15 protein-coding genes are annotated in these 15764 nt (G+C 45.5%); 14 read left to right on the forward strand and 1 reads right to left on the reverse strand.

Going from position 1 to position 15764, the window contains the following annotated elements; genetic code table 11:
• Positions 1-3: 3 nt before the first annotated feature.
• The 5 genes from CIB36_RS04600 (at position 4) to CIB36_RS04620 (ending at position 5049) form a co-directional block, all read left to right on the forward strand.
• Entirely contained in the window at positions 4-1008 is a 1005-nt protein-coding gene (locus tag CIB36_RS04600) for an alcohol dehydrogenase catalytic domain-containing protein (RefSeq protein ID WP_093988367.1), read from the forward strand.
• A 26-nt stretch (positions 1009-1034) separates the two neighbouring features.
• The gene (locus tag CIB36_RS04605; protein WP_229408187.1) at positions 1035-1859 is read left to right on the forward strand and encodes a sugar phosphate isomerase/epimerase family protein; all 825 of its coding nucleotides are present in this window, start codon (positions 1035-1037) and stop codon (positions 1857-1859) included.
• A 61-nt stretch (positions 1860-1920) separates the two neighbouring features.
• Positions 1921-2853, forward strand: a complete 933-nt coding sequence (locus tag CIB36_RS04610; protein ID WP_229408188.1) for a hypothetical protein — start codon at positions 1921-1923, stop codon at positions 2851-2853.
• Positions 2854-2864: 11 nt separating this feature from the next.
• A complete protein-coding gene (locus CIB36_RS04615) occupies positions 2865-3842 on the forward strand; it encodes a Gfo/Idh/MocA family protein (protein ID WP_093988368.1) in 978 nt (325 codons plus the stop codon).
• Between the two features lie 376 nt (positions 3843-4218).
• Positions 4219-5049, forward strand: coding sequence for a sugar phosphate isomerase/epimerase family protein (locus tag CIB36_RS04620; protein ID WP_229408189.1), 831 nt, complete (start codon positions 4219-4221; stop codon positions 5047-5049).
• A 116-nt stretch (positions 5050-5165) separates the two neighbouring features.
• Here CIB36_RS04620 and CIB36_RS04625 read toward each other — a convergent pair whose 3' ends face one another.
• Positions 5166-5873 carry an SDR family NAD(P)-dependent oxidoreductase gene (locus CIB36_RS04625; RefSeq protein ID WP_093988369.1) on the reverse strand — a complete coding sequence of 236 codons (708 nt, stop codon included), beginning with the start codon at positions 5871-5873 and terminating at the stop codon, positions 5166-5168.
• Between the two features lie 163 nt (positions 5874-6036).
• On the opposite strand from CIB36_RS04625, the gene CIB36_RS04630 reads away from it, so the two are divergent.
• The 9 genes from CIB36_RS04630 (at position 6037) to CIB36_RS04670 (ending at position 15758) form a co-directional block, all read left to right on the forward strand.
• Complete coding sequence (locus CIB36_RS04630; RefSeq protein ID WP_093988370.1) at positions 6037-6345, forward strand: rhodanese-like domain-containing protein; 309 nt, start codon at positions 6037-6039, stop codon at positions 6343-6345.
• A gap of 29 nt (positions 6346-6374) precedes the next feature.
• On the forward strand, positions 6375-8069 hold the full coding sequence (locus CIB36_RS04635) for an FAD-dependent oxidoreductase (protein ID WP_093988371.1): 1695 nt from the start codon (positions 6375-6377) through the stop codon (positions 8067-8069).
• A 109-nt stretch (positions 8070-8178) separates the two neighbouring features.
• Positions 8179-8679, forward strand: coding sequence for an RNA polymerase sigma factor (locus CIB36_RS04640; protein WP_324612345.1), 501 nt, complete (start codon positions 8179-8181; stop codon positions 8677-8679).
• A gap of 2 nt (positions 8680-8681) precedes the next feature.
• The gene (locus CIB36_RS04645) at positions 8682-9275 is read left to right on the forward strand and encodes a zf-HC2 domain-containing protein (protein WP_106408085.1); all 594 of its coding nucleotides are present in this window, start codon (positions 8682-8684) and stop codon (positions 9273-9275) included.
• A gap of 159 nt (positions 9276-9434) precedes the next feature.
• Entirely contained in the window at positions 9435-11111 is a 1677-nt protein-coding gene (locus CIB36_RS04650) for a Na/Pi cotransporter family protein (RefSeq protein ID WP_093988373.1), read from the forward strand.
• A gap of 399 nt (positions 11112-11510) precedes the next feature.
• Positions 11511-12350, forward strand: coding sequence for a sugar-binding transcriptional regulator (locus CIB36_RS04655; protein WP_158662578.1), 840 nt, complete (start codon positions 11511-11513; stop codon positions 12348-12350).
• 66 nt (positions 12351-12416) lie between these two features.
• The gene (locus CIB36_RS04660) at positions 12417-13736 is read left to right on the forward strand and encodes an ABC transporter substrate-binding protein (RefSeq protein ID WP_093988375.1); all 1320 of its coding nucleotides are present in this window, start codon (positions 12417-12419) and stop codon (positions 13734-13736) included.
• 253 nt (positions 13737-13989) lie between these two features.
• Positions 13990-14901, forward strand: a complete 912-nt coding sequence (locus tag CIB36_RS04665; RefSeq protein ID WP_229408190.1) for a carbohydrate ABC transporter permease — start codon at positions 13990-13992, stop codon at positions 14899-14901.
• Positions 14898-15758 carry a carbohydrate ABC transporter permease gene (locus tag CIB36_RS04670; RefSeq protein ID WP_093988376.1) on the forward strand — a complete coding sequence of 287 codons (861 nt, stop codon included), beginning with the start codon at positions 14898-14900 and terminating at the stop codon, positions 15756-15758. The genes CIB36_RS04665 and CIB36_RS04670 overlap by 4 nt, the downstream gene beginning before the upstream one ends.
• The last annotated feature ends 6 nt before the right edge of the window (positions 15759-15764 follow it).

Here is a 15764-nt window from a genome sequence, read left to right on the forward strand (position 1 = left end):
GCAATGAAACAGAAACAAATTGTAGCTGTAGGACCAAAACAGAATGAAATCAGAGAAATCGATATTCCGGTCCCAAACGATGATCAGCTGTTGATTAAAACTAAATATGTGGGCGTATGCCATTCGGAGCATGACGACTGGAAGGTTGCAGAAGCCGGAATGACCTTCGGACACGAACCAATGGGGATTGTTGAAAAGGTCGGAAAGAATGTAACGGGCTTCAAGCCCGGCGACCGTGTCAGCGGGATGTGGGGCGGCACCCTGCCGGGCTCCGGCGGAATGGTACAGTATGGCATCGCGGACCCGAAAAAAGAAGTCGTGATCAAGCTGCCGGATAATGTCCGCGACGAAGACCTGATCGTAGAACCGCTGTCCTGCATGATGAGCGCAGTCAGCAAAGCAAAGGTCCAGATGCCGGGAACTCATGTAGCAGTAGTCGGCTGCGGATACATGGGCTGTGGGGCTATCAGCCTGTTGAAGATGCGCGGCTGCTACGTCGTAGCGATCGACAAGCGCCAGACATCTTTAGAGGATGCGAAAAAATATGGGGCAGATGAAGTATATCTTGTGGAAGAAGCAAAGAAAAAGTTCATTGACAGTGATTTCAAAGGCTTCAAGGTCGTTATGGAATGGGGCGCAGGATTAGATCCTGAAGAAGGAAGCGATTCTTTGGATCTGGCAGTAAACCTGACTGCGGAATGCGGACAGCTCTGTGTAGCAGACTACCATACCGGCGGCAAGAGAACCGTAGACGTACAGCAACTGGGCGTAAAAGCGATCGAAATGCTGAACACCCATCCGCGGGAAGCCTGGCTGTCTGAAGAGGGCGCTCATAATGCGGTGGAAATGCTGGCGAACGGAGCTTGGAACTACAAAGATATTCCGGTCAAAATTTTCCCGATGAATAAGTTTGACGAAGCTCAGGCGGAACAGTATGATAAATACGGCGTATACATGAAAGCGATCATCGACATGACCATGGAAGACGGCGAACCATATATTTTATAACCGATACGGTAGAGGAGATGAAAGCTATGGGAAAATTGCCAGTAGGATTACAGGTATATTCTGTCCGTGATGATGCAGAGAAAGATTTTCTCGGCACCATGAAAAAGATCAAAGAGATCGGATATGATTTTGTAGAGCTGGCCGGCCTGTATGGGCAAACCGCCGAGGAAGTAAAGGCGGCGCTGGAAGAAGCGGGGATCCCTGCGCTGTCTGCGCATGTGCCGTTGGCAGAATTGGAAGCGGACGTGGAGAAAACCGTTACGGATTATGCGAAAATTGGCTGTAAATACATTGCGATCCCGTATCTCCCAGAGGAACTTCGGCCAAACACCCCCGGTTTTGATAAGGTAATGAGCCTGATCCCTCAGATCGGGGAGGTTTGCAACAAACATGGAGTGACCCTGCTTTACCATAACCATGACTTTGAGTTTGTAAAGGTGGCGGACGGAAGATACGCATTGGATTACATGTATGAAACAATACCGGCAGAATTGTTGCAGACCGAGCTTGACTGCTGCTGGGTAAAGGTAGCAGGAGAGGAACCGGCAGGATACATCAAGAAATATGAAAACCGCTGCCCGGTGGTGCATCTGAAGGATTTCTACAAGGAAGGGAATCCGGAAAACCTGTATGAACTGATTGGAATTGATCCGGAAGAGAAAAAAGAGGATTCAGGAAAGTTTGAATTCCGCCCGGTAGGGTTTGGAATGCAGGTTATGCCGGAGATTCTGGAGGCAGCAGTTGCAAATGGTGCTGAGTATGTTGTTGTAGAACAAGATGCTTCAGTTGGAAGAACACCGATGGAAGCTGTTACCATGAGCAAAAAATATCTTGACTTGTTAGGCTTCTAAGACTAAAATATGATTGTAAGGTTGAGATCCCCCGATAAGCGTTATCGGGGGATTTTGATGAATGATAAAAATTTTTGATCCCGTTTCCCAAACTGGGGAGAGGGATCTGTCAGAAAGGCTTGGTTATATGATGGAAAGACAGCAATTCCCAAGGACTGAGGTCGCCGGGGTATCGGTATCCCGGATGATCATCGGCACAAACTGGCTATTGGGATGGAGCCATACCGGCAAAGCGGCGGATCATCGGATCACGGAACGTTATCAGTCGCCGGAGAGCTTTTTCCCGGTATTGGAGGCCTATGCGCAATATGGGATCGATACCATTATGGGGCCGATCAGCAGCCAGCCCCGCATGGTCGAAGCGATCCGTTACGCGGAGCAGAAGCTAAACTGCAAATTTATTATTGTGGACACCCCGATCATCAATGTAGATGATACGGACGAAGCCCGGGCTGAAGCGCGGAAGGCGATCCGCAAAAGCGCGGAGATCGGCTCAACTTTCTGCCTGATCCACCATTCCAGCGCAGAACAGCTGGTGAACAAAAACAAAGGGACCATTGAACGATTGGATGACTATACGAAAATGATCCGGGAAGAAAAGATGATCCCGGGACTGAGCGCGCACATGCCGGAGCTGATTTTGTATTCCGATGCGAACGGCTATGACGTGGAAACCTATATTCAAATCTATAACTGCGTAGGATTTATGATGCAGATCGAAATTGAAACAGTTTCTTCCATTATCCATCATGCGAAAAAACCGGTGATGACCATTAAATCTATGGGGGCAGGCCGCTGTACGCCTTATGTGGGGCTTAATTTCTCCTGGAATACGATCCGTCCCTGCGATATGGTCACAGTAGGCTGCTTTACCCCGGAAGAAGTCCACGAGGATGTGGAAATTTCTCTTGCCGCGATCGAACACCGGTTCCCGCAGCTGGAAAAACGCTCCAGTCCGAATAATAAACAGGCTGTTTTAAACGACCGGAAATAGGAGGGGTACAGATGGCCCAGAATCAGGCGAAATTTGGCATCATTGGCTTGGGACGGATCTCCCAGCGGTTTGCCAAGGTACTGAATACCTGCGACCAGGCGCTGCTTTGGGCAGTAGCCGCACGGGAGCAGGAGAGAGCGGATTCTTTCGCGAAAGAATATGGTGCAAAGCGCGCTTATGGAAACTATCTGGATCTGATGAACGATCCGGAGATAGAGATTGTTTATATTGGCCTGACCCACAACTTTCATTATGAAGTCGTCAAGCAATGCTTGGAGCATGGGAAAGCCGTATTATGCGAAAAGCCAATGGTGCTGACAAAATGGGAAGCGGAGGATCTGGCCGCATGTGCGGAAAAAAATCAGGTTCTGCTGATGGAAGCGATGTGGACCCGCTGCCTGCCGGCAAGCCTGAAAACGAAGGAGTGGCTGAAGGCTGGAACGATCGGTGAAGTTCGGTATTTGGATGTGCAGTTTTCGTTCCATGTGGAGTATGATCCGGAAGAGAGGCTGTTTAATCCGGCCTTGGCAGGCGGCGCTTTATATGATGCCGGTGTCTACCCATTAGAATATGCGTACGATGTGATGGGCGGTTTTTCTGAAAACATGCACAGTATGCATACGCTGACCCCGAACGGGCTGGACAGCTTTGACGTGATTACCATGCAGTACGGCAACGGAGCGATCGCCCATATGGTTTGCGGGATCAGCCTGAATACGATTTCTGACGCTTACATTTACGGGGAAAACGGGCATATCATCGTCCGGGATTTTCTGCGTGGAAAACGGTGCGAACTGTATAACGATCAAAATGAATTGTTAGATTTTTATGAAGAAGAAGCCGAGGACGGATTTATTTACCAGATCTGCCATGCGGCTGAGCTGGTGAAAAATCAAAAGCTGCAAAGCCCCTATATTCCGTGGCAGGACAGTATTGCCTGCTCGGAATTATTTGAACGGCTCATGCGGGAGTGGAAGCTCAAAGAATAAGGACAAAAGAAAGTATTTTTCCTGCTCTTTTTTAGAAGCTGCCCTTAGTCCCTTTCCTGAAAAAAGCGGGATTGGGGAGGGCAGTTTTTTGTGTCTGCCCTAAACCTACATTGCCTGTGTACCTTTTAAAGGGCTGGTTTGATAGGAAGAAAAGACTGTTTTATTCCATACGGGAGAAGTAACCGGATTTGTGAGAAACGAAATATTTTCCTAAAAATCGTTCTTATTTGCTATTGATATTCTCTTAAAATCTTGCTATAATAAATTTGCTAAAAATATGTAATAAAAATTGGGCTGGTATGTAAAATAGTTCCAGTTTTTATGCGGGTAGTATTTCCAGCCAAAAAGGGCGGATAAAAATGAGGAGGAACCTGCGATGAAAAAATTTCCAATCGGGCTGCAAGTGTACACGGTTCGGGATGCGGCTGAAAAAGACTTTAAAAAGACTATGGAAGAAGTCAAAGCAATGGGGTATGATTTTGTAGAGCTGGCAGGGCTTTACGGACAGTCCCCGGAAACAGTAAAACAAATTTTGGATGAAGTGGGGATCAACGCTTTGTCTGCCCATGTTCCGTTGGTAGAACTGATGGGGGACATGGAAAAAGTAGTTTCTGATTATACGGAAGTGATCGGCTGTAAATTTATTGTTGTACCGTTTTTGCCGGATGAACTCCGTCCAAAAACAGAAGGCTTTGCCACAGTTATGGAAGTGCTTCCGAAGCTGGGCGAAGTTTGCAATAAACACAACGCTACCCTGCTGTACCACAACCATGACTTTGAATTTGTAAAAATGGATGATGGACAATACGCACTGGATTATATGTATGCAACTGTTCCGGCAAACCTTTTACAGACAGAGCTGGATTGCTGTTGGATCAACGTGGCCGGGGAAAATCCGTCTGAATACATTAAAAAATATGCGGGCCGCTGCCCGGTCGTTCACCTGAAGGATTTCTACAAAGAGGGGAAACCTGCCAACATGTATGAACTGATCGGCGAAGAAGACAAGAAGAGCGACGAAGCAGGGGAAGGGGTGTTTGAGTTCCGTCCGGTTGGGCACGGAATGCAAGACTTCCCAAGCATTTTAAAAGCTTCCGAGGAAAGCGGCGCCGAATATGTTGTAGTAGAACAAGACCTTTCCTACAACCGCACCTCTTTAGAAGCTGCGAAGATGAGCATTGACTATCTCCATTCGATTGGATTATAAGAAACGAAAAAACACCTGTGAGAACGATTCCCACAGGTGTTTTTATATAGTCTATACTCATTTTGGAAACAGAAAGCGGATTGGTTCCATCATGTTTTTGTGGCCAAGGGAGTCCTTTATCCCTCCAGCTTCCAGCCATAATCGTCATGGTAGATCATCTGCTTTGTCATCCCTCCGTCAATGCAGATGTTTTCCCCGGTAATAAATCCGGCCTGCTCCGAACATAAAAACAGCACCATATTGGCAATATCCAAAGGATTCCCTACCCGGCGTACGGGATGCTGAAGGGCATCCGGTCCGGCGTATTGCCGGAAGCTTGTATCGATCCAGCCCGGTGAGATCGAATTTACACGTACTTTCCCTGCCAGGCTGACCGACAGCGCATGGGTCAGCGCGGAAATCCCGCCCTTTGCGGCGGTATAGCTTTCGGTATTCGGCTGGCTCATACGATCACGGGAGGAAGAGATATTGACGATCGACGCCCCAGCGGAAAAGTGGGGGAGAAACAGCTTTGACAAATAAAATGGAGCGGTTACTCCAACCTTCAGCGCATATTCAAATTCTTGGTAGGTACAGGTATCGATCCCTTTGGTAATGGGTAATGCGTTGTTCACAAGGTAATCCACCCGGCCAAAATCAGAGATGACCTGCTTCACAAAGCGAATTAAAACCTGCTCCTCTGACAGATCCCCGACAAAATATGGGTTTGGCTTTTGGTCGATGATACAGACATTGGCACCATGCTTGGAAAACTCCTCCGCGATCGTTTTCCCGATGCCGCCTGCCCCGCCGGTAACCACGGCAACCTTATCTTGAAAATCCATGCTGTTACCTCCTTTTTGAAAATTATACCACATTTTTTGAGGGGATTCAGCCTTTTTTGAAAGATCGTTTCCGAAATGTGATATAGTCACGGTTTTCGGCCGTAAGGCAGCGTATACTAAAAAACAAGAACAAAAGACGAATAGACTGTGAGGCGAAGAAGAAATGAATTTATTGAATTTATTCCAGAGGCCGGATATTAACCAGTTGGCAAAGGAAGCACAAAACGACCCGGAGATCGCTTTGATCGATGTGCGGACAGATGATGAATATGAAACGGAGCATATCCCCGGAAGCATCCATTTAGAGCTTTCCAAAGCAAACGAATTGCCGGACCTGATCCCGGATTTGGAGCACAAAATCTATGTATACTGCCACAGCGGAATGCGCAGCGAACAGGCCTGTGCGATCTTCCAGAACATGGGGTATCAGAATGTGACCAATATCGGCGGAATCGCATCCTGGAAAGGCTGATCCATATTGAGAGAAGGGAGAACACAAAGATGAAAGTTGTAATTATCGGAGGGGTAGCCGGCGGAGCGACCGCGGCGGCACGGCTGCGCAGGCTGAATGAAGAAGCCCAGATCATTATTTTAGAACGGGGCGGGTATATTTCTTACGCAAACTGTGGGCTGCCTTACTATATCGGCGGAGAGATCACCGAAAAAAACGCTTTGACCCTGCAAACCCCGCAGAGCTTTTTCGCGCGGTTTCGGATCGACGTGCGGGTGAAAAACGAAGCGGTACAGATTTTGCCGGACGAGAAAAAGGTCATCGTCCGCAGGCTTGACGACGGCAGTGAATATGAGGAAACCTATGATAAGCTGATCCTTTCGCCGGGGGCGAAACCGGTGAAGCCGCCGCTTCCCGGGATAGACGGAAAACGAATCTTTACCCTGCGGAGCGTGGAAGACACCTTTTTATTAGATGAATTTATTAAACGCGAACAACCCAAACGGGCGGTTGTGATAGGCGGCGGCTTTATCGGCCTGGAAATGGCGGAAAACTTAAAAAATCTTGGTCTGGAAGTAACAGTTGTAGAGCGGTTGAACCAGGTTATGACCCCGCTCGATTATGATATGGCGTGCAGCGTGCATGGGTATTTGCAGAAAAAGGGGATCCGTCTGCTCCGTTCCAAAGCAGTGACCGGCTTTGAAGAACAGGAACACGGGATTTCCACCCTGCTGGAAAACGGAGAAGCTGTAGAAGCTGATTTGGTGGTGCTTGCGATCGGCGTTGCGCCAGAGACCGCCTTGGCGGAGAAATCCGGCTTGGAACTTGGCGCACGCGGGTCGATCGTGGTGAACGACCGGATGGAAACCTCTGTTCCGGACATCTACGCTGTAGGGGATGCGGTAGAGCTTGTGCACTACGTCAGCGGAAGGAAGACCCTGATCCCGCTGGCCGGCCCTGCCAACAAACAGGGCAGGATCGCGGCGGACAACATCTGCGGCGGAGACAGCCATTTCCGCGGCGCACAGGGGACCTCAGTGCTGAAGCTGTTTGACATGACCGTTGCGGCGACTGGATTGAACGAGGCCGCTGCTAAGGCTGCGGAAATTCCCTTTGATAAGGTAGTGACCTTTTCTCCTAATCATGCTACCTATTACCCGGGAGCCAGCAACATGACCATCAAAACGCTTTTTGACCCGGGATCAGGAAAGATCCTAGGCGCGCAGATCGTAGGCTTTGACGGGGTAGATAAAAGGATCGACGTACTGGCAACAGCGATCCGGGCGGAGATGACAGCCGCTGATCTGGAGGAACTGGAGCTTGCCTATGCGCCGCCGTTCTCTTCGGCCAAGGATCCGGTCAATATGGCTGGCTTTGTAATTGGGAATATCCTTGCCGGCCGGGTGAAGCAATACCATTGGCACGATTTAAAATCGCTTCCCAATGACGGGAGCGTGATCCGGCTGGATGTCCGTACCGATGCGGAATATCAGGCGGGACATATGGAGGGTACTGTACACATTCCAGTTGATGTCCTGCGCGAGCATTTAGGAGAATTGGACCGCAGCAAACCGATTTATGTAAACTGCCAAAGCGGATTGAGAAGCTATATCGCCTGCCGCATTTTGGCACAGCATGGATATGACTGCTATAACTTCTCCGGAGGATATCGGTTTTACCAGCTGATTGAGCATGACGGCGGTTTTGATGAAGCGCCTGCTTACCCGTGCGGTGTAAAATTATAACGATCCATGTAAAAAGGGCAGACCTTAAAGCTTAGGGCCTGCCCTTTTTTGCTGGATATGGTAGAATAAAAATAACTTGTGATATTTCTCTCTTTTGGGAGTCTTATAGGTGGCTAGAGGTGATGGGATGACAGATTTTGAGGAGATCTACACGCAGTATTTTGAAGATGTGTTCCGCTATCTTAGGGGATTGACGGCCGATGAGGCATTGTCTGAAGAATTGACCGAGGAAACATTTTTCAAAGCGCTCCGTTCCCTGGAGCAGTTTGAAGGAAAATGTGACGTGCGGGTATGGCTGTGCCAAATTGCAAAAAACAGTTATTTTTCCTATCTGAAAAAACAAAAGCGAATTTCTGGGGAAGGATCGCCGGAGATGCTGACAGTGAGCGGAGAGGATTTGGAAAAGCTGTTTGCGGACAAGGAACTGGCATTTCAGCTCCACCGGTGTTTGCATGACCTGAAAGAGCCATATAAGGAGGTTTTTTCACTTCGTGTATTTGGGGAGCTTTCCTTTGGGAAAATTGCCATGCTGTTTGGCAAAACCGAGCATTGGGCCTGCGTGACCTATCACCGGGCAAAGGAAAAGATCCAGAAAGGGATGGAGGAATGAAGATGAAAATAAACTGTAATATTATCCGAGACCTACTGCCGCTGTATGTGGAGGGGATAGCAAGTGAAGAAAGCCGGGAACTGGTGGAAGAACATCTGGAAGAATGCGGAGAATGCCGCGAAAGGTGCGAATGCATGAAATGCCCACAGCCTCAGCCACCGGTTCAGCAAGTCGGGCAGCTAAAGCGGCTGAAACGGGTCTTGCTGCAGCATACGTTAAGCATTGTAATGATTGTAGTGTTTTTGACTGTTGCGGCGATGATTTTGATTCAGGGGCTCTTTTTTGTAAAGCCCGATGAAGCCTTTGGCTATACGTTGCTATGCTTTTATCTAATCCTGCCTGTTACGGCATTTGTCTGCTCTTTGGTGTTAGGATTGGGGAAGTCTGCCATCAAGTGGTTTGCTCCCATTGTGTTTGGAGGGGTAGGGGTCTTGATTCCGATGTTTTTTTTCAGAAATTTTGATGGTATCGCGTTGTTTTTTGCGCTGATCCCCTCACTGATCGGGTTGGGATTGGGAAGTATTATTTTTTTCAGTAAAAGGGCATGGAACAGACGGAAGAGGCAGAAGCGAGCCAATACAAACTTCGGGAAATAGCTTGGCTGATTCTATTTTGAGGTTTTACTTGCCGTTTACATGAAGTTTACCAAGAGTTGATAGTTGCACGATTCAGATTATGTTAACCTTAATATCGCAAGGTTTGTTTTTTGAAAGATCTTGTCGGATGAATTTTGAAGATTAAAGGGGAACATAATCATGAAAATCACAGATATTATTAGCCTGCTGGGTGGGCTGGCACTTTTTCTGTATGGGATGCAGATGATGAGTACCGGTTTAGAAGCGGCGGCAGGAAACCGCATGAAGCAGATTTTGGAAAAGCTTACTTCCAACCGGCTTTTAGGCGTGATCGTTGGGGCGGGGATCACCGCGATCATCCAGTCCTCTTCCGCTACGACAGTTATGGTAGTGGGGTTTGTGAACTCTGGCATGATGACGTTACGGCAGGCTGTTTGGATTATCATGGGAGCGAATATTGGGACTACGATCACAGGACAGCTGATTGCTTTGGACATCGGTACATTAGCTCCTTTGTTTGCATTTTTGGGCGTTGTGATGGTTGTCTTTATCAAAAATGTAAAGTCACATCACTATGGACAGATCATTGCAGGACTAGGTGTTTTGTTCATTGGGATGGAAATGATGAGCGGCGCAATGGTTCCCCTAAGAGAATCGGAAGCCTTTATTTCCCTGATGACGCAGTTCAGCAATCCGCTTTTGGGAATCCTGGCCGGTATGGTATTTACTGCGATCATCCAGTCTTCCTCTGCTTCTGTCGGGATTTTGCAGACGTTGGCGAGAAGCGGACTTATTGGACTTCCCAGTGCAGTGTATGTTCTGTTTGGACAGAATATTGGTACCTGTATTACAGCGGTGCTGGCTTCGATCGGAACCAGCCGAAATGCAAAGCGCACCACGATCATCCATTTGTTATTCAATCTGATCGGGACAACGCTGTTTACGGTAATTTGTTTAACACTGCCTTTGACTGATTTGATTGAATACCTGACTCCGGGAAAACCGGAAGCGCAAATTGCGAATATGCATACGCTGTTTAATGTGGTTACAACACTTCTTTTGTTACCGTTTGGAACTCTGCTGGCGAAACTGGCGCAGAAGATCCTGCCGGAATCAGCAGACGAGGCGAACCAGGAACACCATTTAATGTATTTAAAACCGCTTTCCGCTTCACCTGAATATCAGATCGGTTCTTCGGCGATCGCGTTAAATGGACTTTGGAAAGAGCTTTCCCGGATGCTTGGAATGGTGCGTTCCAATGTGGAGCAAAGCTTTGACACATTGCTTCACGAAAAGGAAAAGGGGAAACGCGCTGAAGAGATCAATGACCGCGAAGAATATATTGACTATTTGAATAAAGAAATTGCGGGATATATCTCTAATACGATCGCGATCGAAAGCAATGAAAAGGATTCCGCACTGATCAGTGCATTTTTCAAAATGTCCTCTGATCTGGAAAGGATCGGGGACCATGCAATGAATCTGTTTGGATATAATAAACATTTAGAGCAGCAGCGGATCCATTTGTCTGAGGCTGCAAAGAATGAAATTCAGCAGATGAAGGACACTGCCCTGGAAGCTTTGTCCTTGTTGCAGCGGGAAAATTTGACAGTCGCGCAGCGTTTGGAACGGATTGCCGCAATCGAGCAGAAGATGGATGATATGACAGTTGCTTTCCGTCAAAACCAATTTGAACGGATGCGCCATGGGGACTGCCAAAATGAATCCAGTGTTTTATATTCCGAAATGCTGACCGACTTTGAACGGATCGGGGACCATGTTTTAAACATTGGACAGATGATGGCAAACAATAATTTTCAACCGGAAGCGGAGAAAAAAGAGTTAGTGATAGCATAAAATTTGAAATCAACCCCCAGCAGATATTATCATCTGCTGGGGGTTGATTTATTCATAAGTACTGGAAATATGGCTGGCTAACCTTTTGGGTTTTATGGCTTGAATACAGCGGGCTGAAAGTTAGAAGCGTCCATCCCAAAAGGGAGGCTGTTTTGGAACCGATTGTAATTTAGTTTGCCGTCTTATTGAAAATATTCTCAAAAAAATTATTGAATTGTAAATGGAAACTATTGACAATGTGCAATGTTGTGATATAATATTGTTATAAATATCGAAATAGAAATTTATAACAATATTGGTGAGTGAAATAAAATGTTTGATAAATTTTTGTTAGCGGAGATAGCTAAGCTCTATTATATTGACCAAATTAAACAAAAAGATATTGCAGAGATCTTTCATATGACCCCGATTCAAGTGTCGCGGCTTTTAAAAGTAGCTATTGACAGCAACATTATTCAATTCCATATCACGATGCCGATAGAGGTCGATTTTGATTTAGGGAAAAAAATAAAGGATAAATACAAATTGAGGGAATGTGTTGTAGTAGATGAAGAAAATGATGGATTGATAGGTGTAAAGATCGCCCAATATACTGCAAAATTTGTATCTTCATTGCTGCAGGATGATACGATCATAGGGGTATCGTGGGGGAAGGGAATTTATGAGTTTGTAAAACAGCTTCCTTTTAGCAGGTTCCCAAATCTAAAAATAGTACAGCTGTCCGGGGGCTTTTTTTCTGAAAACAATTATATGGTCACCCCTGCGCATATTGTTACAACTGCCTGTGAAAAACTGGGAGGTGTTCCGGTCTTTTTAAACGCCCCATTTTTTTCGCCGAATCTGGATACAAAAAATGAATTGCTCAAAGATGAAGGCATCTTAAAAATTTATGAACTGGCGGGCCGATCTGCGGTGAATATTATTGGGGCAAGTCCTCTTAAAAAAGAAAGTACGGTTTTTCAGGTGGGGATGGTATCTCCGGACGATATTGAAGAGCTGTCCAGTTTGAATGCGGTTGGTGACATCGCCGGATATTTTATTGATGAGAAAGGCGAACCGATTAAATGGAGCAAGTCCGAGCTGTATAATGGTGTGCCGGTCGAACTGATCAGCCGCGCGCCTACCTCCCTTTGCATTGCCAGCGAACCGGAAAAGGAGATAGTGATACGGGCAAGTTTAAATAAAAAGTATTTTAACACGTTGATCACCAGTAAAAAATTGGCGCAAAGGCTTCTTTAATTGATTCAAAAACAGGTCAGTCTGTTTTGAATATACGTTACTATAATAAAAAACGGAGGTCAAATCATGAAATTCAAAAAACTATGGACACTTTTGTTGGCAGGCCTTATGTGCACATCGATCGTGGGCTGTGGGAATGATTCCGGCGGTTCCAATGAAAGCGGGGGCATTTCAGGAGATGGCGAATTAAAAGGAGAAATTACATTTTCTACATGGGGTTCTTTAGACGAAAAGAAAGTAAATGAAGAAGTGATCAAGGCGTTTGAAGAAAAAAATCCCGGCACAAAGGTCAATCTGGAATTTATTCCTGAAAAGTACAGAGAAAAAATCGACACGATGTTTTTAGGAGGAAACGCACCGGATGTAATTTATGGACATCCTCACTACTTTGCCGCATGGGCAGAACAGGGATTGATTATGGATTTATCCGAACGTTTTGAGGAAGAAAGCGATTTTTATATGGCGGATAAATTCGCAACGAATATGTACGATTCTTTTAAATATGATGGAAAAAACATTGCCACTATCAACGGCCATGACACGTTCCTGCTTTATTATAACAAGGATTTGTTCGATAAGGCTGGGGTGGAATACCCAACAGACGAATGGACTTGGGATGATTGGCTGGCAGCAGCCCAAAAATTAACGACTACTGCCGCAGATGGCTCTACACAATACGCTACTGTGTTCAGTGCGGACAATCCGGCTGCATGGTTCCCATTTATTTACAGCTTTGGCGGAAACATCTTTGATGATATGGACGCTCCTACAAAGGTAGTGTTTAACAGTCCGGAAACGGTAGAAGCATTACGGTTTATTCAAGATGCAGTTCACAAATATGGCGTAGCACCCGACTATCAGGACAGCGACCTGACGGGCGGAGCCTTTGATACAGGCCGTGTTGCGATGGATATTGAAGGTTCTTGGGCGCCGGCAGGAAGAAAGAACATTACAGAGTTTAAATGGGATATGGCCAATATTCCTTTAAAAGAAGGCAAGGAAAGAAGAACAAGCGCCTTTTATGCAGGATATGCAATCAATGCCAAAACAGAGAATCCCGATCTGTCTTATGCTTTTGCGAAATTTTTCCAGGAAGATGACGGACAGCAGATCTTATCACAGCTTGGCTTGATTACAGTGATCAATAAAGAGATCGCCTCTTCTGATGAGAACCTAAAAGGGGAAGGGATGCCTGAACATCACGCGCTTAGGGTTTCTTCGATCGATTATGCAACGAATGGATACGCGATGCTGACCAACTGGGAAGAAATGATGACAAAGGTGATGAAACCTGCATTTGATGAATTGCTGACCGCTAAGGTAACCCCAGAAGAGTGTGCGGAAAAAGTCCATAAGGGACTGGAAGAGATGCTCGCTCAAGCATAAAACATACCTTTTCTGGCAGGCTCCTGCCATATTGTTTACATCCGTTTTAGGGTGTTTTTTTATGCCCTTTTTTATGAACGAAAATGTATAAGATTTCGTTTATAACATTGTTTTTTCAGCCATACAGTAAACTGGTTGTATGACAGCTTCATTATGAAAATGTGAGATCCCGGGATCTTATACTTGGATCAATTCAATCAACACAGATAGCAGATACTGTCTGTGTTGATTATTTGATAAGGAGGTTCGTATTTTGAAAGGTATAAAAATAAAAACCAAAACAGGGGATACGCTGGGCTTTTTTGCCTTTGCGGCTCCATGGATCCTGGGATTTGTTTTTCTGACGCTGATACCGATGGTGGCATCGCTTTATATAAGCTTTACAGATTGGAACATCTTGTCAGACCCTGTGTGGATCGGCTTGGATAATTTTAAAACTATTTTCACCGACCCATTATTTTATAAATCCCTGAAAGTAACGCTTTTGTATACAGTTTTTTCAGTTCCGATCAATATCATACTTTCAATTTTTGTGGCAATGCTATTGAACAATAATTTGAAAGGGATGAAACTATTTAGAACGATCTTCTATCTTCCGGCGATCGTATCTGGAATTGTCGTGGCGATCGTTTGGCTGTGGATCTATAATCCGGATTATGGTATTATAAACAGCTTTTTACGGATATTCGGGATCCAGGGGCCTGGTTGGGTTTACGATGAAAACTGGGCGCTGCCTTCTATCATTATTATGTCATTATGGGGGATTGGCAGCAATATCGTAATTTATTTAGCTTCTCTGCAAAGTATTTCCACCGAATTTTATGAAGCTGCCCATATTGATGGTGCAAATTTTTGGGATAGGCTGATTAACATTACGATCCCAAGTATGAGCCCAGTTTTGCTGTTCACCCTTTTGACAGGGATCATCAATGCGCTTCAAACATTTACCCAGGCTTTCGTTATGACTCAGGGCGGGCCCAACAACTCCACAAACTTCTATGCGTATTACATTTATAATAATGCGTTTGTATGGCATAAGATGGGAGAGGCCTGCGCGCAGGCATGGATCTTATTCGTTATTATCTTTATATTAACGTTTATTACCCTAAAGATTACCAATGGGCATGTACACTATGATAACAAAGAGGGAGGCGACATATTATGAGAAAACATGCTACAAAACCAGGAGAAATCAATTCGATCGGAGCGAAAATTGCTATTTATGCCTGTCTCATTCTATGCTCCCTAGTATTTTTAGTTCCATTTTTCTGGATGATCTCTACCGCGTTTAAAAAACCGGGCGCAGTTTTTATTCAGCCGATGCAGTGGATTCCAAAGGAACCTACTTTAGCGAATTTTACCCGGTTGTTTGAAGAATTTCATTTTCAGAATTATATTTTTAATTCCGTATGGTTAACTGCTGTAAACCTGATTGGATATATGATTTCATGCGCCATGGTCGCATATGCGTTTGCAACTCAGAAATGGAAATATAAAAACGTATTGTTCCTATTAGTGCTTGCAACGATGATGCTGCCAAAAGAAGTGATTTTTTACCCAAGATTTATTTTGTTCAAGTATTTAGGCCTTTACGGAACGATGACGCCTTTATGGATCCCGGCATTTTTTGGAGATGCATTCCAAATATTCTTAATGCGGCAATTTTTCCTTGGAATCCCAAATGAGCTGGGTGAAGCCGCCAAAATAGACGGATGCAGCAGGTTTCGGATTTTCCGCAGCATTTATTTACCGTTGTCCAAGCCAGTTTTGGCAACATCGGCAATTTACATATTCATGTTCCACTGGAACGATTTCTTTGGTCCATTGATCTATATTACAAAAGAATCCAGTCGAACAGCCGCTTTAGCGCTGATGTATTTAAAGAGTTCACAAGATGTGCAATCCATGATGCCTATGCAGATGTGCGCGGCAATTATAACGGTGATCCCTTGTTTGCTTTTATATTATTTCTGTCAGCGTTATTTTATTGCGGGGATCGTGGTAAAAGGCGTGGAAAAATGATTCTAA

This window comes from Massiliimalia timonensis (assembly GCF_900186585.1).
Lineage (GTDB): Bacteria > Bacillota > Clostridia > Oscillospirales > Ruminococcaceae > Massiliimalia > Massiliimalia timonensis.